Here is a 23,533-nt window from a genome sequence, read left to right on the forward strand (position 1 = left end):
TTTTCGTTCTTCAATATTGGAAAGAGTTAGGGATCGATCGTACAGACTATCAAATACTTCGTTTTTAAAGTGCGTATAGTTGGGGCCGTTAGGGGTGAAGTTCTGACTGTAAAACAGCGACATATAATTTTCGGCATCGGGGTAATCGGCGATCCAGCTCGCACGAAATATGTCTAATTCGCCGCTACTTTTCATTTGCCGAAGCGTAGACGGAGGCATCACATCGATGGTAATTTTCAATCCCAGCTTTTCCAATTCCCGCTGAATGTATTCACAGAGATCCAAATACTGGCTATTGGTGCCAATAGTTATTTCGGGTTTTGCATCACCCGATTCCATTTTGTACTGCTCAATAAGGATTCGGGCTTTTTCGGGATCGTATTTGTAGCCTTCAATATTCGCAAAACCCGGAAGGCCTTCGGGAATAAAGCCGTGAATAGCCGGAATACCAACTCCATTTCGTAAATAGGTAACCATTTTATTTCGGTCGAACCCATAATTGATGGCCTGTCGCAACGCCTTCGAAGTGATTTCTTCGGAAGTACTTCCCATAAAGAACCCTAGGTATTCGGTATTTAAAAAGGGTCCTTTAATCAAATAAAAATCCTTTTTATACGGTTCTTGTAAGTCGCCGGTAGTGGTTAATATTTCATCTTTATACGAATTATCCAAACTGTTTAAGAAGTCTAATTTTCCTTGTACAAATTGTAGAAACTCGCTTTGTTTGTCGGGTAAAAAAGTAATGGCTACCGCTTCCAAGTAGGGAAGTTGGTTTCCTTCGGCATCTTTTTCGAAATACAGGGGATTTCTTCGGAAGACCAATTTTACATTTTCCTCCCAAAGTTTAAATTGAAAGGGTCCCGTCCCCACCGGATTGCGTCTGAATTCACTGCCGTAGAAGGTGACCGCCTCACGAGGTACCACCGAGCAATAGCGCATGGATAATAGCCCTAAAAACGCCGGAAAAGGTTGTTTTAGCTGAATTGCGAAGGTGGTGTCATTCTTTGCCTCGTAATGCGCAACATTATTCATAACCCAACTACCCGAAGAGGCCACTTGCGCATCGGTAAGTCGATCAAAACTATAGGTAAAATCGGAAGCCACCACCCTGCGGGTTGAATCCTTCCCAAAAACCTTGTTTTTATGAAAAAAGACATCATCTCGTAAATAGAAGGTATAGGTATAGGTGGAATCGTTCACTTCCCAACGCTTAGCAATATCGGGCTTAATATTGAGCGAATCGTCTAATTGGACCAGGCCGTTAAACAACTGGTTGGTGGGCCAAATAATTTGCGAATTTCTGGCAAAGGCCGGATCTAAGGTAGGAATATTACCGTGTTCGTTGTAACGGAATACCAGGTGGTCGCGATTGGTAGTTGTATCATTTTTACAGGAGATTATCAAGGCTGAAATAACCAGAAAATTGGCAGGAAGCCTGAAGCTTGAAGCTAGAAGTTTTGACTGCGGAGCTCGAAGTATGAAATGAAGTATAGATAGCATATTAACTTATTTTCTTCTTAAAGGCCACCATCATATTCATCAAATGATAAGAATCATCATACATTTTTATAAATTCATCTTCTTTTATATACTTTCTAAATTTTACTTTATGAAGGCAAGTTACTACTTCGGCGAGAGATCGAATTGAATACCCCATAAATTTTTTGTATTCCTTCGCCGATTGTCCTATAGAACCTTCAGCAATATTTAGAGCAATAGAGTCAGCTGCTCTACAAATTTGTGTTGTTAAATTATATTTTTCTTTCGTTGGAAATGTTTGAGATAATGCAATAAGTTTTTCCCCTAAATCCATGGCCTTCTGCCAGACTACTAAGTTTTCAAATTTGAACTTCATAATTAGATGATTTAAAAGGGAGTTCATTTTTGTATTTTTTAACTTCGTGCTTCCAGCTTCTAACTTCATGCTTCAAACTTAACTTTGTATCTTTGCCCCCACGTTTGTCAAAAATATGAGAATGAACGCTACAAAAAAAGTCGCATTTTATACACTGGGTTGTAAGCTTAATTTCAGCGAAACCTCGACCATTGCCCGCAGTTTTTCTGATGAGGGATTCGAACGGGTAGACTTTGCTGAAAAGGCAGATATTTACGTGATTAATACTTGCTCTGTAACCGAAAATGCCGACAAGCGTTTTAAAACCATTGTAAAGCAAGCACAGAAGGCAAATCCCAATGCTTTCGTGGCAGCGGTTGGTTGTTATGCACAGTTGAAGCCTCAGGAATTGGCCGATGTCAATGGCGTGGATTTAGTTTTAGGTGCTACCGAAAAATTTAAAATTACAGATTATTTAAACGATCTCTCCAAAAATGATTTCGGGGAAGTACATTCCTGCGAAATAGAAGAGGCCGATTTTTACGTGGGATCCTATTCCATTGGAGATAGAACGCGGGCATTTTTAAAAGTGCAGGACGGCTGTGATTATAAATGTACCTATTGCACCATTCCGCTAGCACGTGGTATTTCACGAAGTGATACCTTGGCAAACGTTTTAAAAAATGCTGCCGATATTTCGGCGCAGGGAATTAAAGAAATTGTATTAACCGGTGTGAACATAGGCGATTATGGCAAAGGGGAATTCGGAAGTAAAAAACACGAGCACACTTTTCTGGATTTAGTGCAAGCCCTCGATGAGGTCCCGGGAATTGAGCGTTTACGTATCTCTTCCATAGAACCTAATTTGCTGAAAAACGACACCATCGCATTTGTAGCACAATCCAAAACCTTTGTACCACATTTTCATATTCCGCTGCAGAGCGGGAGCAACGAGATCCTAAAATTGATGCGCCGGCGTTATATGCGGGAGCTGTATACAGATCGGATTGCCACAATTCGTGAAGCAATGCCTCATGCCTGTATTGGTGTGGATGTGATTGTTGGATTTCCGGGAGAAACAGACGAACACTTCTTGGAAACCTACCATTTTTTAAATGAATTGGATATTTCCTACCTGCATGTGTTTACCTATTCGGAACGGGATAATACTCCGGCGGCCAGTATGGAGGGCGTAGTGCCTGCCAAGGTGCGAAACAAACGCAGTAAGATGCTGCGCGGTCTGTCGGCAAAGAAGCGACGTGCCTTTTACGAACAGCAATTAGGGACGAGGCGAACTGTCTTATTTGAAGGAGAAAATAAACATGGTTATATTCATGGTTTTACCGAAAACTACGTGAAAGTAAAGGCGACTTGGAATCCGGAGTTGGTCAATACCTTACATCAAATAGCACTTACTGACATAGACGAAGATGGTCTGGTGCGTTTTGAGTTTGTCGCTGATCCGGTCTTGCGTTAGGGGTTGCAGCAAGTTACCCTGCCTTTGCCGTTAGGCAGGCATGTAACGCGGAAAACCCGACCCGGCGGTTATCGAGCGCTGTCGAGATACCGATGGGGAACGCCCAAAAAAAATTAAATACTTATGCCAACGGGGAGTAGATCTTTATAAACTCTGCGGTTTTTTCTCATAAAACCGGCTACTTCGGGGCTGGTGGGTACCAAACTAATACCGCGATCCTTCACCTCTTCGAAAACAGCCTTGATAAAAATATCTCGAAAGCCCTGATCCTCCATGTCCTGAGGCATATCGTACTTGGTAAGGAAAATCTTTCGGTCTTGTAAGGCATACTCGATGCGCGCCATATTATCGCCCACTTCGAGTTCAAATTGTCTCAAAAATTCATTGTCGGTTATTTGCACATCTTCAATCATGGGAGTTAATTTTAATTAATTCATTGGGACTTCTATTAGCAATGCTTTACTGCCCTTTTCGGCAGTGACTGTAACAGTGGATGTGTCCCAAATACCTATGGCATCCCGGCTGTTAAGTGTTTCATTTTCAACAAAAAAAGTGCCATCTATCACCATTAAATAAATGCCCTGGTTCTTGTTGTGTAATTGATATGTTATTTCTGTTTTTTCCGAAAAGTCACCCACCTTAAAATAGGCCTGCTGATGGATCCACAGATCGCCCTGCTCAGCTTCCGATTTGGGTTTTACCACCGTACTGAATTGATTTGGCCTAAGCAGCGGTGCAATTTGTTTTTGGTCGTAGCGAGGGGATACATTTTCGGTATCTGGAAAAACCCAGATTTGAAATAAGGTAACGGCTTCGGTAGTGCTATCATTTTGCTCGCTGTGCTCCACGCCGCTTCCGGCACTCATCACTTGTATATCACCTGCCCGTATCACACCTTCATTTCCCATAGAATCTTTGTGTCGCAATGCTCCGGTAAATGGAATAGTCACAATTTCCATATTGTCATGAGGATGTTTTCCAAATCCCATGGCCGGCGCTACATAATCGTCATTCAAAACGCGTAATTGTCCAAATTGTATTCTTTCGGGGTTATAATAATTGGCAAAGCTGAAGGAATAATTGGCACGTAGCCAGCCGTAATTTGCGCTACCCCTTGTGATTGCAGGATGTAAGAGCTTCTTCATGTAATTTTGCCCCTGTTAGAATGAGAGAATGGTATCTTTGTTTTGTAAATTTACGAATAATCTTTGGGTGAAACCATTATTCTCTTGTGAAAGCGTATGACATCAGAAAAAATACACGTTTATTTTGTTCCGGGTATGGCGGCCGGAGCAGAGATATTTAGAAATATTCGCCTTCCGGAAGACCGATTTACCATACACATCCTCCAATGGCTTATCCCCGAAAAGAATGAATCAATTACTACCTATTCCGAACGGATGGCTACATTGATCACCGAAAAAGAAAGTGTTTTGATTGGCGTATCCTTTGGAGGTGTCGTAGCTCAGGAAATGAGCGAGTTCCTTTCATTGCGGAAATTGATTATTATTTCTAGTGTCAAAACGAAAGACGAATTACCACGACGCATGAAATTTGCCAGGAAATCGTTTTTTTATAAGTTGATACCAACAAGTCTGGTGCTGAGTGCCGAAGATCTCACCAAATTTTCGGTGGGTCCCCGGTCGGAAAAGCGATTGCGACTTTATCAGGATTATTTACATGTTCGGGACAAACAATACTTAGATTGGGCAATTCAGAATATGGTATGTTGGAACAGAAAAACTCCTGTGGCCCATGTCACCCATATTCACGGGGATAGCGATATTGTTTTTCCACTGAAGCATATTAAAGATTGTGAGGTGCTTGAAGGAGGCACACATATTATGATACTTACCAAAGGACTGCAACTTTCAGAAATGATTGTCGCAATAATTGAAAAGAATTAACAGTCTGCTAGGACTTAATCCGATATTAATTTTTTTATCTTTAATAAAAATTTACGGTTATGAGCATTTTAGCAAAAATAGGTTTGTTTACGGTACTTATTGGGGTGAGTAGTTTGTGCGTTAATGCCGTGCAGGAAGCCCCAACCGATGAAACCTTACAAAAGAAAATTATTAATGACTACAACGTGTATGCATTGCCAATTCCCGAGTATATGGAATTTGCCGGTGAACCCGTTCCATTAAATGAACCGGACATTCGAGAACGGTTTGATCGCGAATTATTGGTCAATACGTATTGGCAGTCCAATGCCTTCCTCATGATTAAAAGGGCACATAAATATTTTCCCATAATTGAACCATTGCTGAAAAAATACGGCTTGCCCGATGATTTTAAATATCTGGCTGTCGCCGAAAGTGGTTTGGACAATGTACGGTCTCCTGCGGGAGCTTCCGGTTTTTGGCAGTTTCTGAGTAGTACGGGAAAGGAATACGGGCTCGAAATAAACGATTATGTAGACGAGCGATACCACCTCGAAATGGCGACGAAGGTCGCCGCCGAGTACCTGATCAAGTCAAAGGAGAAATTTGGTAGTTGGACCTTAGCGGCTGCTGCTTATAATGCCGGAAATGGCGGTGTGAACAAGCAAATTACGCGACAAAAAACCGATAAGGATTACTACGATATTTTATTGAATGAGGAAACGAGTAGGTATGTTTTTCGGATTTTAGCCTTTAAGGAAATTCTTTCAAATCCGAAAAAATATGGATTCAATTACCGCGAACAGGATTTGTACAAGGCCGTACCGACATACAAGGTAAAAGTAGACACGGCAGTTACCGATTTTGCCGATTTTGCCAAGCATTTTGGCATTAATTATAAGATTCTTAAAATACACAATCCGTGGTTGCGAGACACCTACCTAAGAAACGCATCCGGAAAGGAATACCAGATCGAAATTCCCAAAAAAGGATATTATAATGCCGGACAATAACAGCGATATGAATATTACATTAATAGTTGCTCTTGTTGTAATAGGTCTGTTAGCCGGAATCTTTAGTGGTTTTATGGGTATTGGTGGAGGTGTGATTATGATTCCATTGATGATCCTCTTATTGGGATTTAATCAGCATGAGGCGCAGGGGACCAGTCTTGCTGTTTTAGCTATTCCGGTTACCTTTTTAGCCGCCTATAATTATTATGCGGAAGGACATGTGAACTGGAAATTTGCCCTAATAATAGCCGTCGCATTTGTGATTGGAGGTTATTTTGGATCTAAATTTGCCGTTAAGATCGACCAATCTATGTTGAAAAAGATCTTTGGTGTGGTCTTGGTGCTAGCAGCGATAAAATTATTTACTTCGAAGTAGCAGGGATATCTTCCTTTTTTAATAAGGCAACACCGCTCATAAAACTTTGATAATTGGCGGTGTACGAATTGGCGTAGCCCTCCAAATAATGATGGAATAGATTTCTGCGAACATCCAATATTTTTTTATCACTATCAATAAAGAAGGAGGTAGGAAATCCAAGGCTGTGCTTCATGGTTTTGATGGTGAAATCGTTTCTGTTTTCCTTTTCATCTACATAGAGCACCTGAACGTTGCGGCTGAATTTCTTCTTAAATTTGCGGATGGTCTTTTTGGAACCCCAAAAAAGTACTACAAAATCTATTTCTTGATGGTGTAAATCGGCAATGTCATTAAAGGCCGGAACCTCACCAATTCCCGGAACACACCAAGACGCATAGGTAATGAGGTAAATAGGTTTTTCGAATCTGTACAATTCGATTTTTCGGCCGGAGAATTTCCGAACCTTAAAATTGTCGATTACTGTACCGGTAACCACATGCTGTATTAGTGAATCGAATAGAAATTGGGCTCTTTCCTCATCTTTTTGAATATAAGCTCGTTTGGCGCGCGTTCGATACTTTCGAATATTTTTTCCAATCGCATCCGAAAATAGATTTTTTGGCTCTAGGTCTTGAGATATAGAGGGGAAGCAAATCAATAATAGGAAGAAGGTAAGTAATATTTTACCCATAAGCAGTTAGTTGATTGGTTGCGGTAAATTTAGAAAGTCTTTTGGTTAAAACGCTCAGAAATAGGGAAATAATTTCCTTTATTTCGGTCGTTTCAATTGTAAAACTCAAGCGATTGTGGACTTCTCTTTACCATATACTAGCGTACGCGCCCACCACGACCCGATCTTCCACCGCCATACTGCTGTCTGGGTTGTCCGGCGCGTTTCATCTGCTCTTTCATCATTTTTATTTGCTCGTCCATCATATTGTGTTTGTCGAGCTTCTTGGCTTCGGCGAGCAGTAATTCGGCTTCTCTTTTTCGGTTTTTGGTCATGGCTATCCCGGCGAGATTCAATTTGGCCATAGCCATATCTGCATCCATGGATAGGCCTAAGCTTACAGCCTTTTTGAAGTATTTTTCGGCTTCATTGATATTGGTTTGTGAAACCATGAGTCCGTTAAGATAATTGTAATACCCTTGTTGTTTGGTTACCAGCGCGGCTTCCGGATTTTTTATTCTGTCCAGCCATTTTTTTGCACCCGGAAAATCCTGCTTCCGAAGTCGTAAAAAGGCCATTAGAATGAGTTCGTTCTTAAAATAGAGGAAAACGAAAATAAGGGAAAGCAGTATAAACATAATGCCATTTCCAATATTACCCTCAACAAACTGCCAAACGGCGGTTGCAATGACCAATACGGCTAGAACTAATTTGATATTTTTATTAAACATATTATAAGAGTCTTTTATAGGTTATTGTTGCTTGTAAGGACGTTGGTATTTCGACCTTACTCAGCACATTCATTTTTGTAGTTCCTGAGGCATATTGAGTTACGATAATCTCTGTAAAGAAACCATTCGAACTATCAATGGTCGCCTGTGTTTCTTGTGTGCCAACAAGGCCAATTTCAACATCTTCTTCTTGGGAATTAAAAGAAATTATTGCAGTTCCAACGATATGATAATTGGAGTTAGAATAGCTTTTCAACTTCCAGTGATTGCTAGCTTGAATAGTCCCCGAAAAACTGTTCTCCCAGGTTGCATCCATACTAACGTTTTCAGCCGGGAGCATATAGGTCATTTGCTCGAGACTTTCAGCAAGAGAGGCATTACTAAACTGACTTTGTACACCTTGCCTAATTAGGTTGACAGAAAATTCATCTTCAATTCCTGACAAGCGTATCATATTTTCTATGATCGCTTCGGAACCAGTTACTGAATCAATAGCACCTGTCTTCATCAATTTTATTTGAAAGCCAACATGCAACAAACCCTCAAAGATCTTAGACTCCTTATCCTGTTCTTCTAAAGGTGTCTCCGTATCAATATAATTGACGATACCATAAATGTCAGATTCTGTTTTAAATTTAAACATTTCGAAGTAACTATTCAGGAGATAGTGGTCACTATCCTTTGCCACAACTTCTAAGAAAAATGTCCCTTCCAATGTATTCGTAATATTATGATCTGCCCCATCTACTGTCATCTTCATATTTTGAATAGCACTTTGATTCACTCTAAAAGTGTCTCCCACTTTAAGATTATACTCTAGCAAATGCTGAGAATAACAATTGAAAGTAATACATGCCAAGGCAAGAACAAGCTGAATTGATTTTAACATTGCGGCCGCATTTTTTTAGAGGGTTCAAAGGTACTAAAAACATTCAAAAATATTTTATGTTTTCCGTTTGGGAAAGTGAAAAATGATTGTATATTTGCACCCGCCTATGCAAAAGAATGGATTCGTTGCTGTGGCAGGCTGCAACTAGAACAGCATGCGGTCACAAACTAGAGAAAGAAAAGATTTTTCAGAAGATAAAGAATTAGAAAATGAGTAAGAGAACATTTCAGCCATCGAAAAGAAAGAGAAGAAACAAACACGGTTTTAGAGAGCGAATGGCTTCTGTAAGCGGTAGAAAAGTACTTGCTGCTCGTAGAGCAAAGGGTAGAAAGAAAGTTTCTGTATCCTCTGAAGCTCGTCACAAGAAATAATGTTGATAAGTATTATATAAAAAGGTGTTGTCTAAAAGCAACACCTTTTTTTTATACCCTATTGAATCGTAATTTTGTAGCACCGAAAAAGTATCATTAAAATGCCAAAAAATCCTTCTCTCAAATCTGTTTTAATTATTGGTTCAGGCCCTATTATTATTGGGCAAGCCTGTGAATTTGACTATTCCGGGTCGCAGGCCTTGCGATCGCTTCGCGAAGACGGAATTGAAACTGTATTGATCAATTCAAACCCGGCGACCATCATGACCGACCCTTCCATGGCCGATCATGTCTATTTGTTGCCGCTAACCACAAAATCGATTGTTAAAATCTTAAAAGATCATCCGCAAATTGATGCCGTATTGCCAACAATGGGAGGGCAAACTGCACTGAATCTCTGTATTGAAGCCGATGAAAAAGGGATATGGAACGACTTTAATGTAAAGATAATCGGCGTTGATATTGCCGCCATTAATATTACCGAAGACCGCGACCAGTTTAAAGACCTGATGATCAAAATTGGAATTCCGGTGGCACCTGCTAAAATTGCAAATTCCTATCTAACCGGAAAAGAAATTGCACAAGAGTTCGGTTTTCCCTTGGTCATTCGGCCCTCCTTTACATTGGGTGGGACCGGAGCCTCCTTTGTCCATACCGAGGAACAATTTGATGCCTTATTGACGTACGGACTTGAAGCCTCTCCTATTCATGAAGTGCTTATCGATAAGGCCCTATTGGGATGGAAGGAATACGAATTGGAATTGCTTCGCGATAACAACGATAACGTAGTCATTATCTGTACCATTGAAAATATGGACCCTATGGGGATCCATACCGGAGATTCCATTACGGTAGCTCCGGCCATGACCTTAAGTGATACCTGTTACCAGCGCATGCGTGACATGGCTATAAAAATGATGCGCAGCATAGGGGATTTTGCTGGTGGGTGTAATGTGCAGTTTGCCGTAAGTCCCGATGAAAATGAAGACATCATAGCCATTGAGATCAACCCGCGTGTATCCCGCTCTTCTGCCTTAGCATCGAAGGCAACTGGATACCCAATTGCTAAGATCGCTTCAAAATTGGCCATAGGCTATCGTTTGGACGAATTAGACAATCAGATTACGAAATCGACTTCAGCCTTATTCGAACCAACCCTTGATTATGTGATCGTTAAAATTCCAAGATGGAATTTTGACAAGTTTGAAGGCTCCGAACGCACATTGGGGCTTCAAATGAAATCGGTTGGAGAGGTAATGGGAATAGGTCGATCGTTTCAAGAAGCGCTACACAAAGCGACACAATCATTGGAGATTAAACGCAATGGCTTAGGTGCCGACGGAAAAAGTTATACCAATTACGAGCAAATTCTCGACAAATTAAAAAATGCAAGTTGGGATCGTGTTTTTGTGATCTACGACGCTATTCAGATGGGGATTCCACTGAGCAGGATACACGAGATCACCAAGATCGATATGTGGTTCTTACGGCAATATGAGGAATTGTACATGCTCGAGAAAGAAATTTCGGGCTATACTTTGGATACCCTTCCAAGGGAATTATTACTCGAAGCCAAACAGAAGGGGTATGGGGACCGACAAATAGCACATATGCTGAAATGTTTGGAGAGTCAGGTGTATAAAAAGCGTGATGAACTCAATATCCAGCGCGTATACAAACTCGTGGATACTTGTGCGGCCGAATTTAAAGCGGAAACACCGTATTACTATTCCACCTTCGAGAATGAAATGGAAACAGCCGATGGGAAGCGTTATTCTGAAAACGACAGCATCGTAACCGATAAGAAAAAGGTGATCGTTTTGGGCTCTGGACCCAACCGAATAGGACAGGGGATCGAGTTTGACTACTGTTGTGTGCATGGTGTCTTAGCGGCAAGTGAAATAGGGTACGAGACCATTATGATTAACTGTAATCCGGAAACAGTTTCAACCGATTTCGATGTGGCAGATAAATTATACTTCGAGCCGGTTTTTTGGGAACATATCTACGATATCATTCGTCATGAGAAACCGGAAGGCGTGATTGTTCAGCTGGGTGGGCAAACCGCACTTAAGTTAGCCGAAAAGCTAGATCGCTACGGAATAAAGGTATTGGGGACGAGCTACCAATCGTTAGATCTTGCCGAAGATCGCGGAAGTTTTTCAACCTTATTAAAAGAAAATAATATTCCGTACCCCGAATTTGGCGTAGCCGAAAACACCGAAGAAGCCTTGGCCTTGGCCGATAAATTAGACTTTCCTTTACTTATTCGTCCTTCCTATGTACTTGGTGGGCAAGGGATGAAGATTGTAATCAACAAAAAAGAATTGGAAGAACATGTGGTCGACCTACTGCGTAAAATTCCGAATAATAAATTGTTGCTGGATCACTACCTTGACGGCGCGATCGAAGCAGAGGCAGATGCGATTTGCGATGGTGAAAATGTCTACATTATTGGTATCATGGAGCATATAGAGCCCTGTGGAATCCATTCGGGTGACTCCAACGCGACCTTACCGCCCTTTAATTTAGGGGAATTTGTAATGCAGCAGATTAAGGATCACACGGTAAAAATCGCCTTGGCCTTGAAAACAGTAGGATTGATAAATATTCAATTCGCCATCAAAGACGATATGGTCTATATTATCGAGGCCAATCCTAGAGCATCACGTACCGTTCCGTTTATTTCGAAGGCGTACAAAGAACCCTATGTAAATTATGCGACAAAAGTAATGTTGGGGCATAGTAAGGTCACCGATTTTAAATTTAATCCGCAATTGGAAGGATTTGCCATCAAGCAACCGGTCTTCAGCTTTAATAAATTTCCCAATGTGAATAAACAATTGGGGCCCGAGATGAAGAGTACAGGGGAGAGTATCCTGTTTATCGACAGCCTAAAAGACGATGCTTTTTACGACTTATACGCCAGAAGGAAGATGTATTTGAGCAAATAGTTTTCCTTCATTTACAGCACAAATCAGCCCTACCGTTAAATTAAAAGGTAGGGTTTTTTTGTATAGAGTTGTTTTAGTGAAAAGGATATTGAAAAAGTATATTCTACCGCAAACTAATCTTTAAAACTAAATACCATGAAAAAAATCAACTTTTTTATTTTTTGCTTGATAGCAGCATTCGCTTCGGCTCAAACTACTTACGACGTAAACTGGCAAGTAGGAATAAGTGTTCCGGATGCCAGTTTTACCATTGAACAAGGCGACACTATGCGATGGACTTGGACCGATGCGGTGCCGCACAGCGTGACAAGTGATAGTGGAAGTCAGGAAGATTTTGATAGTGGAATTCTTACGGGAGCAGGAACCGAATTTTCCTATACCTTTTTGCAAGAGGGAATCAATCCTTATGGTTGCGATGTGCATTCGAATATGGAAGGAACCATCACCGTAGAAGCACCGCTTTCTATAGATGATAAATTTGCAAAGAATGTTAGGTTATACCCGAATCCTGTTGCAGACATCTTTACCATTACCTCCTTGTACCAATTGGATGCGTATTCAATTAATGATATTTCGGGAAGAAATGTGGCGCAAGGCGTTGGAAACGGAAACTTTACAGAAATTGAGATTTCCAATTTGAATACGGGAATGTATTTCGTGACCGTAACATCGGGAGATCAACAAGCAACACTTCGTCTAGTGAAAAAATAATAAAGCAGCCGGAGGGATTATATCCTTCCGGCTATTGTTTTACGCCCAAAAACCATTTAAAAATCAATTTAAACATCCCAGCAGATGAAAGCGTTCTATTGCATTTTTCTTATCAGTTCGGTTGTACTCATGTCATGTAGTACGAACTCTATAGATGATCTTGAACCTATTGGAAATGAAGAACTTCCCGATCTAGTGACGTATCAAGAGGTGCGATCGACCTTTGACAATATTTGTTCGGCCTGCCATGCAAATCCGCCACAAAACGGAGCACCCATGCCTTTGATAAATTATGAAAACGTAAAGGAAGCAATTGAGAATAGAGGGCTGCTCGATCGCATCAGTAGAAATGAAGGAGCGCAGGGCTTGATGCCACTTGGTGGGCCACGATTACCACAATCGGTTATTGATCTTATTTTTCAGTGGAACGAAGACGGACTTTTAGAAAATTAAAAAAACAGCTATGAAACGATCCCTTTTTATATCAATTGTAATTTTATGTGTTTCGGCTTCGGCTATTTCACAAAAATACAGCACCAAGACCGGTGAAATAGTATTTGAAGCTTCCGTGCCTTCCTTCGAAGAAGTTAAAGCGAAGAATTCATCAGTTAGTGCAATTTTAAATACCGAAACCGGTGACATTGCAGCCCTAGTGCTTGTAAAAGGATTTCGTTTTAAAGTGGCTTTGATGGAAGAACATTTCAACGAAAACTATATCGAATCTGAAAAATACCCCAAAGCCACCTTAAAAGGGTCTATACAAGATTTTGAGCTATCAGCTTTAAAGGATGGACCCAACCATCATACCTTGATAGCAGCTCTGACCTTACACGGAAAAACAAAAAATTTAGAAATTCCTATTGTCTTGACAGCAACAGACGAAAAGTTAGTATTGACTTCTAATTTTGCATTGAACCCCGACGATTTTGATATTTCTATTCCCAATATTGTACGATCTAAGGTAGCAAAAGAGGTTGACGTAAACGTACACCTTGAACTTTCTAATTGAGAACATCTATGAGAAAATTAAAAATTTATTTCATACTTATTGCCCTGGCGAGTATGGTGGGATATTTTGGATACAAATACCTGTATCACGAACATAGAGATATTAATGCTGAAACTTCGGTTATTGAAACTACTGCACAGCAGCTATCGGAAGCCTATCAGGCAAATGGACAAAATACATTCCTGAATAAGACCGTTACGATCACGGGAAAGGTAACCGATACAGACGCGAATACAATTACATTGGATGATAGTGTCCATTGTACATTTGAAAGTGATATTTCCGAAATAAAACACAACACACAAGTTACTATAAAGGGAAGATGCATTGGGTATGATGACCTTTTTGAACTGGTTAAAATTGATCAATCCACGATTCTAAAACAATAATCAAGATGAAGAAATATGTCTTTTTTCTATTACTTTTTCCGGCTATACTAGTAGCTCAAGATGATTTGTTAGATGCGCTCGAAAAGGATGCAACCATCGATTATACTGTCAGCTCGGCATTTAAAGGGTTGAAAGTAGTCAACCTTGAATCCACAAAACTAGCCGATAAAAACGACTTTTATTTTGTAGTAGCGCACCGCTTCGGAAGTGTAAAATATGGGTTCGATGATCTTTTTGGACTGGATAACGCGGTCACACAGCTCAAGTTTATTTATGGAATTAACAAATGGTTAAATGTTGGGGTCGCTCGAAGTTCCTTTCAAAAAAAATATGGGCTTCACCTCAAATATCGCCTTGTAAATCAGGACAAGGAAGGATTTCCATTTACTGTGGTAGGCTACAACTTAGTCACCATTAATACATCGCTTGAAAAGGAATTTTTTAACAATTTCGAATTTAGCGACCGACTTGTTTACACTTCACAGTTACTTATTTCAAGAAAGATCTCGGAAGATTTGTCATTGCTTATTGCACCTACCTATATTCATGAAAATGTGGCAACGCGAAGTATTGAATTTTTACCCAATGGAGAAATCCGTAACCATGATGAAAATAATGCTCAGTTTGCCGTAGGCTTGGGAGGAAGGTATAAGTTGACAAAACGGTGGAGCGTTAATGTTGATTATGGAGTGCACCTTAATCGAAATGACAATTCGGTGTATAAAAATCCACTTTCTATCGGATTTGATCTAGAGACCGGAGGTCATGTTTTCCAAATGCACTTTACCAATGCACAAGCCATGTTTGAAGAGGGTTATTTGGTTAGAGGGGAAGGAGACTGGGGAGATGGAGATTTCTTTTTCGGCTTTAACCTAAGTCGCGTTTTTTAGTTTTTGTTGAAGTGGGGAGATTCTTCCAAACTAACATCGGTGACAAAATAGTGGGTGTCACCCCAAAAGTAAAAGGTGGTATAGCGTTCTTCGTAGGTTAGTTTGACAAACTTCCCTTGATATTCCTGAAGTTTTTTAATAACATGCTCTTCCTTATCCAAAACAGAGAATGCAAATATTTGAGCGCCACTAATGCCCTGACTTATTTCACCTTCCCACGTCTTAAAAAGCATCCCTTTATTACTGAATTTAATAAGTTCACCGGCTCTGGTTCCTTCACTGTAGGTAACATTGGCAACAAATGCGAAATAAATGAGGTAAATCACCAAAAGGCTTCCAAGAATAATGAATAGAATCTTTTTCATGGGGTTTGCATTTAATTGTGTAAATTTAGGTAAATCTTTTGGCTATGAAGACATTACATTCAATTCTATGTTGTTTGCTGGTAACTACTTTTGGTATAGGGCAGGAGTTTTATTCCGACTTTGAAGATGGAACCTTACAAGGATGGACAAATAAAGATGGAGCTACTGATCAGTTATCTGTTGAAGTTAACGCGAATACAGGCCATCATTTGCTGAAAGAATGCGATGGAACGAATACGGCTGTTGGTGAAATGACGATTATTAATACCGAAAATTGGGTAGGAGATTATTTTTATTCACCAACCGGGCAGGGCGGTGACGAAGATATGCTTACACCCGATGAAATTGTGTTGCGAAATTCGAATAATTTCGATCTATACATTCGCTTTGGCTATACGGGGTCCAATGGCTATATGGTGGTCACAACTGATCCTATAGTTGTCCCGGCCCAATCTGATTGGAATGTCTATTCGAGTCCACATTATATCGTTTTTCCTACAATTCACAATCTTACCATATTAAATGATACCACAGGGCTGCCCTTTGAAGAAATTTACAATAATGTGCATGATATGTTTGAAGATGTGATTGAATTTCGAATTTTTCATAACGATCAAATTGTATATGACGGAAAAGTGGAGAACGGAACCCTTGAAATGGATGATTTGTTCAAGTTGATCCTATTGAATACCGAAGATCAAAACTTACCCAAAGTCAGACTTTATCCAAATCCGGTGAAGGATGAAATGACCGTTGCAATATCTAATTCCGAAAAAGGCATAATTGAAATTTACAATGTACTAGGGGAGAAGGTATTAAGCGCATCTTTACTGAGTGCTACTTCAAATCTAAATCTCTCCGATTTAAAGAGTGGAATTTATTTGGCTACGATAAAAACGAGCACGACGACTACCACTAAAAAAATAGTGAAACTTTAGTCCTCGTCCTCTTCGGCTTTTTTGAGTAATTTTTCATTCAGCTGCTTGCTCGCCTTAGAACCTAGTTTCTTTAATTTTTCAACACGCGTTATTAAGTTCCCTTTTCCGGTGAGCTTCACCATGGTACTGTCGTAAGTCCCTTTTACGGTATTTAACTGATTACCTACTTTTAGAAGATCATCGGTAAGATTCACAAATTGATCGTATAATCTACCCGCCTGAGTAGCAATTTCCAGAGCGTTCTGTTGCTGTTTTTCATTGTTCCACATACTATCAATAGTACGAAGCGTAGCCAATAGGGTAGTAGGAGTTACAATTACAATATTTTTTTCAAAAGCCCAGTTGTATAGATTGTTGTCTTGGTTCACCACCACGGCAAATGCAGGTTCTATTGGAACAAACAACAATACAAAATCGGGACTTTCAATTTTGTAGATATCTTGGTAGTTTTTTGCGCTTAACTGATCTATATGTTTTTTAAGCGAAGTGACATGCTCCTTCAAAAAGGAGGCGCGTTGGTCTTCGTCTTCCTCGTTCACAAAACGCTCGTAGGCGATTAGCGAAACTTTCGAATCGATGATCATCTTTTTATTGTCCGGCAAATGCAATACCACATCCGGAAGAACACGCTTGCCATCTTCGGTGGTAAAACTGGTTTGCACAAAATACTCGCGATCCTTTTCCAACCCACTTTTTTCCAAAACACGTTCCAACACAAGTTCCCCCCAGTTCCCCTGAATCTTGCTATCGCCTTTCAATGCCTTGGTGAGGTTGGTCGCTTCTTTACTCATTTGTTCATTGAGCTCCTTCAAACCAATGATCTGTTGCCGAAGCATAGCATGGCGATCAATACTTTCTTTATGGGTATCGTCTACCTTCTTTTCAAATTTTTCAATCTTTTCCTGAAGTGGTTTTAATAGTAGATCCAAGTTGTCTTTGTTCTGTTTGGTAAACTTTTCCGACTTGGTTTCAAGTATCTTATTCGCTAGATTTTCAAATTTCTCTCGAAAGTCTTCTTCAAATTTTTCGAACTTCTCTTTTTCACCACGCAACTTATCTTCCAAACTTTCGTACTCCGAATTGCGTTTGGTCAATTCCATATTAAGAAAATCCTTTTCCTTCCGAATGGTCTCTCTTTCTTGCATTACGGTTTCAAAACGCTCGTTCAATTTTTCCTCTTGATCGGCCTGTTGCTCCAGTTTTGTCTCTAGTTTTCCGGTCTCACTCTTAAACTTTAAACGCGCAAAGCGAGTGCCTATAAAGGCACCAATAAGCAAACAGATAGCGGCTAACAGTAAAAAAAGAAAGGTTTCGCTCATAAGGGATATCGTTTCACGTAAAGATACTTAATTATTGATGTTAAACCGACCTGTTTTACTATCAAAATTGATGGTTTCCTTCGGAAATAAGGCATCAAACTTTCCTGCTTCTATGAGTCGGCACGGGGTGTCGAAAAAGTTTGATTCGGGGGTCATTACCAGCATTTTATCGCTGAGCTGGATGGCCAGATCGATCTCGTGTGTAGAAAACAATATACACTTACCGGTTTCCGAAGCCAATTTTTTCAAGAGCTTCAAAATATAGGCCCTATGGTACAGATCCAGATGCGTAGTAGGCTCATCCAGGATGATTAACGGAGTGTCCTGTGCCAAAGCTCTGGCAATGTACACACGTTGTAATTGCCCGTCGCTTAATTCGAAACATTTTTGCGAGGCAAGTTTTGCCGTTTCGGTAGCCTGAAGGGCAAATTGAATAGCTTTCTTGTCGGCCTCGGTCAAGGTTCCCATCCAGGAGGTATAAGGCTGTCTGCCCAAGGAAACCAATTCTAATACGGTAAGGTTTTTTGAAACGGCGGCTTCGGTCAACACCATACTTAACTCTGAAGCCAGCTGCATAGCTGTGTATGTCGAAAGCAATTTGTGTTTCAGAAGGATACTACCGCTGATTTTCGGTTGCATTCTGCCCAGCGTTCGCAGTAGGGTAGATTTTCCAATACCGTTGGCACCCACCAAACCTACTAGCTCTCCTTCAGCAATTGAAAACTGAATATTTTCTGAAATTATTTTCGGTTTCTTTTTGCTGAAATAACCAACGGCCAAATTCATAACTTCTAAAACAATATGTCCTTTTTCCGAAGCCATTAGAATAAAAGTTTACGTTTTCGAACCAACAACCAGATGATCACCGGGGCTCCAATAAGTGCTGTAATCGCATTGATGGGTAGCGTATATTCACTGAACGGCAATTGGGCTACCGTATCACATAGCAGCATTAATACACTTCCGCAAAGCAGTACCGCAGGAATCAAGATAAAGTGATTTGAGGTAGTAAAGAACTGCCGGGTAAGATGTGGCACCGCCAATCCAACAAAGGCAATCGGGCCTGCAAAGGCTGTAATACTCCCCGCCAAAATACTCGTGGCCAAAATGATCAAAAAAGTGGTTCGTTTAATGCGAAGTCCCATACTTTTCGCATAATTTTCACCTAATAACAATGCATTTAGCGATTTGCTACAGAAAAAGCTCAACAATAACCCGAAAACACAGCAAATACTCAGAATCAGGACACCCTGCCACGACTGATTGCCCAAACTGCCAAAGCTCCAAAAGATATACTGCTGAAGTTGTTCGGCACTACTGAAATACGACAATACTGCTACGACTGCCGATGTCACACTGCCAAACATCAAACCAATGATTAGGATGGCCATGGTGTCTTTTATCCGAAAGGTGACCGCCAATACCGCCAACAACACTAAAAAGCTTCCAAAAGCCGCGGCAATCACCAGGCTCCATTGACTCACCAGTAGATTTCCGAAGTACCCGCCAAAGGCACCTGCTCCAAGAATCAGAATGGCGACTCCCAAACTTGCACCGCTGCTCAAGCCCAGTACAAAAGGACCTGCCAAAGGATTCCGAAACAGTGTTTGCATAAGAAGCCCTGAAACCGCTAGGCCGCCTCCCGCCAAAATTGCGGTAAGTGCTTTCGGTAAACGATAATCTATGAGAATGTACTGCCAGGAATCTTTCGAAGTGCCACCACCGAACAAGCCCGAGATCACTTCATCCAAGGGAATGGAAACCGAACCCAAACTAATGTTGGTTAAAAAGCTAAGGCCCAAGAGTAGGAGCAATAAAACAAAATAGCCCTTGTATGTTGCAGTTGATTCCACTATTCGAGTTTACTAAAAAAGAATAATTCGTGATCAGGCAGGAGCTCGGGATGTACGATCTTTATAATGTCTTTTAATACGATATCGGGGCGGTTAGGGGCCAATTCGTAGTACAATACGCCACCGGTTGGGCCTATTCGGTTCGTAAAATTATATACCTCGTTCTTTTTATAGGCATCAAACTGTGCGTATACGGTATGTGATTCGGCTAGCTGATTTAAACTGGTAAACTGCCCCGGACCAATCCAAATTTCCGCCTTCCCGCCTTTTTCTAGTACTGCCTCCAAATTGAGAGAGAGGCTTCCGGTCCCTTTTGAATCGTTCCATAGGTAGTCGCCATTGGCATCGGTAATGAATTGGGCGGCCCAACTGCCTCCCTGTGGCAGATACCATACATCCCGATACATAGCACCACTGAGCACCGTTGGTTTTTTGGTGGCTTCGGAAGCAATCTTTTTTGCGGCCAGATATTCGGTTTCAATGTTTTTAAAGATGCTATCGGCTTCTTTTTCTTTATGGAACAAAACACCAAAGAATTTGATCCATTCGGCTTTGCCCAAAGGTGAGGTCTCGGTCCAATCGGCGTTATACAACACAGGAATATCCATCTTTTGAATGCTTGCCACCGTTTTGTTATTCCCTTCTACGGCAAAGGTTACAACGGCACTTGGCGCTAGATCGATCAGGACTTCGGTATTGATGTCCTCATTTTTTCCCAGTTCAGTAATTTTTCCTTCAGCAATTAATTGTCGTGTTGCTTCCGAAGAAATAAATTCAAGGTTGGGAAAGCCTATTAGTTTTTCGGCGACGCCCAGCATCTCCAAAGATGGAATATGTGTGGTCGATGTCACAACGATGTTGGAGAGCGGTATTTCGATTACAGCATCAAACCTATCGGACTGTTCTAGTACACTGCCTTTTTCAATCAAAGCATAGGTAAAGGCCTTATCCGATCCCGGCCAAGGGTTATGTACGGTGATGGTCTTATAGCCATCGAAATGAGCGATGTCGAATCCGTTTGCAAAGGAAACTTCGGTAGTCGCATCGGACTTTTGGATTATGGATGGAGATTTCTGAATTTCTTTACACGATAGAAATAAGCTAAGTAGGAGTATGGTCGACCAAAGTTTTTGCATGCTCAAAAATAATAGTTTTTGTTTGGCTTCGCTACCAATTTAAAACCTTATTTTTGTTTCGAATTATGGTGAGCGTTTTCATTCACTGAAAATACTCGTAATAGGGAATTCGGTTAAAAACCGAAGCTGTACCCGCAACTGTAAGCCATCCGCCTTTGGCGGATTGTACAATTCTTCAAAACCACTGTTCACCTGGAGTGAATGGGAAGGTAGTACAAGGGCGAGCCAGGAGACCTGCCAAGTTCACTATTGTCAAACTTTCGGGATAAAAGTTTAGAGCAAAGAAGGTAACGACCCTACACAATTAAATTTACGGTAGCTTGTTACAATTTTCGCATCTTCAGCTTTTTCCGTTTTAATTATTTAAAATGAAAAAACTAGTTATCACAGCAGTATGTTTAGTAGCGATGGGAAACACGATCGCACAAGAAGTTTCTAAGGTAGAACAATTGGATTCGGTTACCATTATTACAAAAGCGCCCTTGGCACGTAAAAACAGTGGTAAAATCGTCGCCACTATTTCTCAGGAAACTCTTGAAAAAAGTAAAGGAAAGTCGGTCGCGCAACTTGTAAACGAAGTATCGGGCATCGAAATTAACGGTAGCCGTAGCAATGAAGGTCAAAATCTAGGCTATTTTGTACGAGGTGGAAGAAACAGACAGGTAGTAATTCTTTTGGACGGTGTTCAAATGAATGATCCTTCACATATTAACAACGACTTCGACCTGCGATTACTTACACCATCCACTATCGAACGTATTGAAATTATCAAGGGGGCATCGAGTGTGTTGTATGGCAGCGGTGCAGCGACAGCCGTCATTAGTATAACGACAAAGGCAGCTTCTGAAAAACCCATTGCTGCTAGCCTTACCTCCAGCATGGGAACGAATTCGGCTTCGGAAAAAAACGATAGCGAACATACGCTTCAGGAATTTACAAATGCCATTTCCCTGAACGGAACGCTTAATAAGTTCTTCTATGATGCTAGTTTCAGCAATAGATATGCAGATGGTCTCTCGGCCATTGCGGCACCCGAAGGCGATACCCGATTTGAAGCCGACGTATTCAATCGATACAACGGTAGGATAAACTTAGGCTATCGCTTTAATAAGGATATAAGTGTAAGTCGGTTTTTCAGTTTCAATAAATTCAAATCGGGATTTGATGATTTTAGCTATAATGACGCCGACTATCAATCTATTTCGCAGCAATTGAACACAGGGGGACATTTTGAATGGAAATACAAGAACGGCACCTATGTATTTAACGATAATTACAGTTGGATAGAGCGAGAAGTGGTTTCTTCTTTTCCTGCCAAATACGATTCGAGATCGTATACGCTGGATACCTACCTTCATCATAAGTTTACGAAAAGGCTTAGTGTATTGGTGGGGCTTCAATTTATTAGCAGTAGCTTCAATTCCTTTACCATTCCGTTTGGGGCATCCCATTTTGAACAAGAGGTCCATGAAGATATTGCCAAGTTTAGCGTCATCGACCCTTATGTGAATTTGGTCTATGTCTCTAATTACGGACTTAATGTCAATGTCGGAGCCCGATTGAATCTCCATTCGGTATACGATTCGCATCTGGTCTATAACCTGAATCCATCGTATACCTTCGATGTTGGTAACAACAGCTTGACACTGCTGGGATCGTATAGTACTGCCTATATTACCCCCTCTTTATATCAATTGTTCGATCCTATTTATGGAAATGAAGCCTTGCTTCCCGAGGAGAATACAACGATGGAGGGAGGCATCTCTTTTTCTTCTGAAAATAATTTTAATCTAAGTGTGGTCTATTTTAACCGAACTGAGGAAAACTTTGTCGATTTCGTTTTAGTTGATCCCGAAATGTATTCGTATCAATATATAAATACACCCGAAACCTTTGAAGCCAGCGGTGTAGAAGTGGAAGTGTATAAGAAGTTTGGGAAGAAGTTTACGGCTTCGGCAAATTATACCAATACCCAAGCCGATGAACGGTTTTCGCTACGCATTCCGGAGCATAAGTTGAATGCTTCGTTAGGTTTTCAGCTAACCGAAGCATCCTTTATAGGATTGCAGTATCAATTCAATAGTGAGCGGAACGATACTTTTTTCAATCCTATAACTTTCGAAAGTGAAACGATTCGCCTAGACAGTTATGGTCTGTTCGATATTTCAGTAACAACTAAAGTGATAAGCAATCTAACTTTATTTGCGACGGTGAGCAACCTATTAAACGAAGAATACGAGGAATTGTATCGGTATCAAGCACGCGGACGAAATATACGAGCCGGATTTATATTGGATTTTTAAAAAATGGTAGTAAGTCTATATTTTTCCCAACATCCTTCAATACATTGGAAGGCTAATAGTAAGTTTTGGCCTTCAATAGTGTATTCAATAGTGTATTCTATTTCATTGCAGTCATTTACAATAATTTGTTTGTTGGTGGTATCATAAACAGCCGTCATTCCATAGGTCGTTTGAGATTGATCACAGAAAGAAACCGTTGTAGTGACGGTACCATCGGCTAGGAATTCAATGGTTCGCCCATTCTGTACAGGATTGAAGCCGCCGCTTCCATCACCAGGATCGTTATAGTTTTCAATTAACAACCATGCATTAATAAGGTCGGGTGAGGACACATCTTTATCTTTTGAACAGGCAATTAATACCATAATTACCATGATACTGCAGAACACCTTTTTCATAATTCTTAATTTTACACTTAAATATACTATAAAACTTGT

26 protein-coding genes and 1 riboswitch are annotated in these 23,533 nt (G+C 40.6%); of the genes, 13 read left to right on the forward strand and 13 right to left on the reverse strand.

What is annotated here, in order from left to right; genetic code table 11:
• Both K8F54_RS05525 and K8F54_RS05530 read right to left on the reverse strand, forming a co-directional pair.
• A partial coding sequence (locus K8F54_RS05525; protein ID WP_290788201.1) for an ABC transporter substrate-binding protein occupies positions 1-1,500 on the reverse strand: 1,500 nt, incomplete at its 3' end.
• 1 nt (position 1,501) lies between these two features.
• Positions 1,502-1,924, reverse strand: coding sequence for a four helix bundle protein (locus K8F54_RS05530; RefSeq protein ID WP_290788203.1), 423 nt, complete (start codon positions 1,922-1,924; stop codon positions 1,502-1,504).
• Positions 1,925-1,976: 52 nt separating this feature from the next.
• Between K8F54_RS05530 and mtaB the strand changes: the two genes are divergently transcribed.
• Positions 1,977-3,311 carry a tRNA (N(6)-L-threonylcarbamoyladenosine(37)-C(2))-methylthiotransferase MtaB gene (mtaB, locus tag K8F54_RS05535; RefSeq protein ID WP_290788206.1) on the forward strand — a complete coding sequence of 445 codons (1,335 nt, stop codon included), beginning with the start codon at positions 1,977-1,979 and terminating at the stop codon, positions 3,309-3,311.
• A gap of 113 nt (positions 3,312-3,424) precedes the next feature.
• Here the strand turns inward: mtaB and K8F54_RS05540 are convergent, their stop codons facing one another.
• Positions 3,425-3,724: an N-acetyltransferase gene (locus tag K8F54_RS05540; protein ID WP_290788209.1), complete on the reverse strand. Its 300-nt coding sequence runs from the start codon at positions 3,722-3,724 to the stop codon at positions 3,425-3,427.
• Between the two features lie 15 nt (positions 3,725-3,739).
• The gene (locus K8F54_RS05545) at positions 3,740-4,456 is read right to left on the reverse strand and encodes a pirin family protein (RefSeq protein ID WP_290788214.1); all 717 of its coding nucleotides are present in this window, start codon (positions 4,454-4,456) and stop codon (positions 3,740-3,742) included.
• 96 nt (positions 4,457-4,552) lie between these two features.
• Here K8F54_RS05545 and K8F54_RS05550 point away from each other — a divergent pair, with 96 nt between their 5' ends.
• The 3 genes from K8F54_RS05550 to K8F54_RS05560 are packed head-to-tail and all read left to right on the forward strand — an operon-like array spanning position 4,553 to position 6,586.
• Positions 4,553-5,218, forward strand: a complete 666-nt coding sequence (locus K8F54_RS05550) for an alpha/beta hydrolase (protein WP_290788216.1) — start codon at positions 4,553-4,555, stop codon at positions 5,216-5,218.
• A 59-nt stretch (positions 5,219-5,277) separates the two neighbouring features.
• Positions 5,278-6,210 carry a lytic transglycosylase domain-containing protein gene (locus tag K8F54_RS05555; RefSeq protein WP_290788218.1) on the forward strand — a complete coding sequence of 311 codons (933 nt, stop codon included), beginning with the start codon at positions 5,278-5,280 and terminating at the stop codon, positions 6,208-6,210.
• A gap of 7 nt (positions 6,211-6,217) precedes the next feature.
• Entirely contained in the window at positions 6,218-6,586 is a 369-nt protein-coding gene (locus K8F54_RS05560) for a sulfite exporter TauE/SafE family protein (RefSeq protein WP_290788220.1), read from the forward strand.
• Here the strand turns inward: K8F54_RS05560 and K8F54_RS05565 are convergent.
• The 3 genes from K8F54_RS05565 to K8F54_RS05575 all read right to left on the reverse strand — a co-directional run bounded on the left by K8F54_RS05565 (position 6,573) and on the right by K8F54_RS05575 (position 8,858).
• Positions 6,573-7,259, reverse strand: coding sequence for a redoxin domain-containing protein (locus K8F54_RS05565; protein ID WP_290788222.1), 687 nt, complete (start codon positions 7,257-7,259; stop codon positions 6,573-6,575). The two genes, K8F54_RS05560 and K8F54_RS05565, sit on opposite strands and share 14 nt — an antisense overlap.
• Positions 7,260-7,396: 137 nt before the next feature.
• On the reverse strand, positions 7,397-7,969 hold the full coding sequence (locus K8F54_RS05570) for a DUF2892 domain-containing protein (RefSeq protein ID WP_290788223.1): 573 nt from the start codon (positions 7,967-7,969) through the stop codon (positions 7,397-7,399).
• 1 nt (position 7,970) lies between these two features.
• Complete coding sequence (locus K8F54_RS05575; protein ID WP_290788225.1) at positions 7,971-8,858, reverse strand: DUF6263 family protein; 888 nt, start codon at positions 8,856-8,858, stop codon at positions 7,971-7,973.
• Positions 8,859-9,067: 209 nt separating this feature from the next.
• On the opposite strand from K8F54_RS05575, the gene rpmH reads away from it, so the two are divergent.
• The 7 genes from rpmH (at position 9,068) to K8F54_RS05610 (ending at position 15,182) form a co-directional block, all read left to right on the forward strand.
• Positions 9,068-9,229 (forward strand): 50S ribosomal protein L34, encoded by a 162-nt coding sequence (rpmH, locus tag K8F54_RS05580; RefSeq protein ID WP_290788227.1) that lies wholly within the window; start codon positions 9,068-9,070, stop codon positions 9,227-9,229.
• Between the two features lie 101 nt (positions 9,230-9,330).
• Positions 9,331-12,183, forward strand: a complete 2,853-nt coding sequence (gene carB / locus K8F54_RS05585) for a carbamoyl-phosphate synthase large subunit (RefSeq protein WP_290788230.1) — start codon at positions 9,331-9,333, stop codon at positions 12,181-12,183.
• A gap of 135 nt (positions 12,184-12,318) precedes the next feature.
• Positions 12,319-12,894, forward strand: coding sequence for a T9SS type A sorting domain-containing protein (locus K8F54_RS05590; protein WP_290788231.1), 576 nt, complete (start codon positions 12,319-12,321; stop codon positions 12,892-12,894).
• Positions 12,895-12,978: 84 nt separating this feature from the next.
• Positions 12,979-13,347 carry a hypothetical protein gene (locus K8F54_RS05595; RefSeq protein WP_290788234.1) on the forward strand — a complete coding sequence of 123 codons (369 nt, stop codon included), beginning with the start codon at positions 12,979-12,981 and terminating at the stop codon, positions 13,345-13,347.
• A 10-nt stretch (positions 13,348-13,357) separates the two neighbouring features.
• On the forward strand, positions 13,358-13,903 hold the full coding sequence (locus K8F54_RS05600) for a YceI family protein (RefSeq protein ID WP_290788237.1): 546 nt from the start codon (positions 13,358-13,360) through the stop codon (positions 13,901-13,903).
• 8 nt (positions 13,904-13,911) lie between these two features.
• Positions 13,912-14,292: a hypothetical protein gene (locus K8F54_RS05605; protein WP_290788239.1), complete on the forward strand. Its 381-nt coding sequence runs from the start codon at positions 13,912-13,914 to the stop codon at positions 14,290-14,292.
• Positions 14,293-14,297: 5 nt separating this feature from the next.
• Positions 14,298-15,182 (forward strand): DUF5777 family beta-barrel protein, encoded by an 885-nt coding sequence (locus K8F54_RS05610; protein WP_290788242.1) that lies wholly within the window; start codon positions 14,298-14,300, stop codon positions 15,180-15,182.
• Here the strand turns inward: K8F54_RS05610 and K8F54_RS05615 are convergent.
• Entirely contained in the window at positions 15,179-15,547 is a 369-nt protein-coding gene (locus K8F54_RS05615; protein WP_290788245.1) for a 6-phosphogluconate dehydrogenase, read from the reverse strand. The genes K8F54_RS05610 and K8F54_RS05615 overlap by 4 nt on opposite strands.
• A gap of 44 nt (positions 15,548-15,591) precedes the next feature.
• Here K8F54_RS05615 and K8F54_RS05620 point away from each other — a divergent pair, with 44 nt between their 5' ends.
• Positions 15,592-16,485, forward strand: a complete 894-nt coding sequence (locus K8F54_RS05620; RefSeq protein ID WP_290788248.1) for a T9SS type A sorting domain-containing protein — start codon at positions 15,592-15,594, stop codon at positions 16,483-16,485.
• Here K8F54_RS05620 and rmuC read toward each other — a convergent pair.
• From rmuC to K8F54_RS05640, 4 genes are read right to left on the reverse strand one after another with little or no spacing between them, the layout of a single operon-like run.
• Positions 16,482-17,804 (reverse strand): DNA recombination protein RmuC, encoded by a 1,323-nt coding sequence (gene rmuC / locus K8F54_RS05625; protein ID WP_290788251.1) that lies wholly within the window; start codon positions 17,802-17,804, stop codon positions 16,482-16,484. The two genes, K8F54_RS05620 and rmuC, sit on opposite strands and share 4 nt — an antisense overlap.
• Before the next feature lie 27 nt (positions 17,805-17,831).
• A complete protein-coding gene (locus tag K8F54_RS05630) occupies positions 17,832-18,626 on the reverse strand; it encodes an ABC transporter ATP-binding protein (protein ID WP_290788254.1) in 795 nt (264 codons plus the stop codon).
• Positions 18,626-19,657: an iron ABC transporter permease gene (locus tag K8F54_RS05635; RefSeq protein WP_290788257.1), complete on the reverse strand. Its 1,032-nt coding sequence runs from the start codon at positions 19,655-19,657 to the stop codon at positions 18,626-18,628. Before K8F54_RS05635 ends, K8F54_RS05630 begins: the two co-directional genes overlap by 1 nt.
• Entirely contained in the window at positions 19,657-20,793 is a 1,137-nt protein-coding gene (locus K8F54_RS05640; protein ID WP_290788260.1) for an ABC transporter substrate-binding protein, read from the reverse strand. The genes K8F54_RS05635 and K8F54_RS05640 overlap by 1 nt, the downstream gene beginning before the upstream one ends.
• Before the next feature lie 49 nt (positions 20,794-20,842).
• Positions 20,843-21,050, forward strand: a riboswitch (cobalamin riboswitch).
• 111 nt (positions 21,051-21,161) lie between these two features.
• Between K8F54_RS05640 and K8F54_RS05645 the strand changes: the two genes are divergently transcribed.
• Positions 21,162-23,096: a TonB-dependent receptor gene (locus tag K8F54_RS05645; protein WP_290788262.1), complete on the forward strand. Its 1,935-nt coding sequence runs from the start codon at positions 21,162-21,164 to the stop codon at positions 23,094-23,096.
• On the opposite strand, the gene K8F54_RS05650 is transcribed toward K8F54_RS05645, so the two are convergent.
• Positions 23,093-23,494, reverse strand: a complete 402-nt coding sequence (locus K8F54_RS05650; RefSeq protein ID WP_290788265.1) for a hypothetical protein — start codon at positions 23,492-23,494, stop codon at positions 23,093-23,095. The genes K8F54_RS05645 and K8F54_RS05650 overlap by 4 nt on opposite strands.
• Between the last annotated feature and the right edge of the window lie 39 nt (positions 23,495-23,533).

The sequence above is a fragment of the Altibacter sp. genome (assembly GCF_019913785.1).
In the GTDB taxonomy this organism is placed as follows: Bacteria; Bacteroidota; Bacteroidia; order Flavobacteriales; family Flavobacteriaceae; genus Altibacter.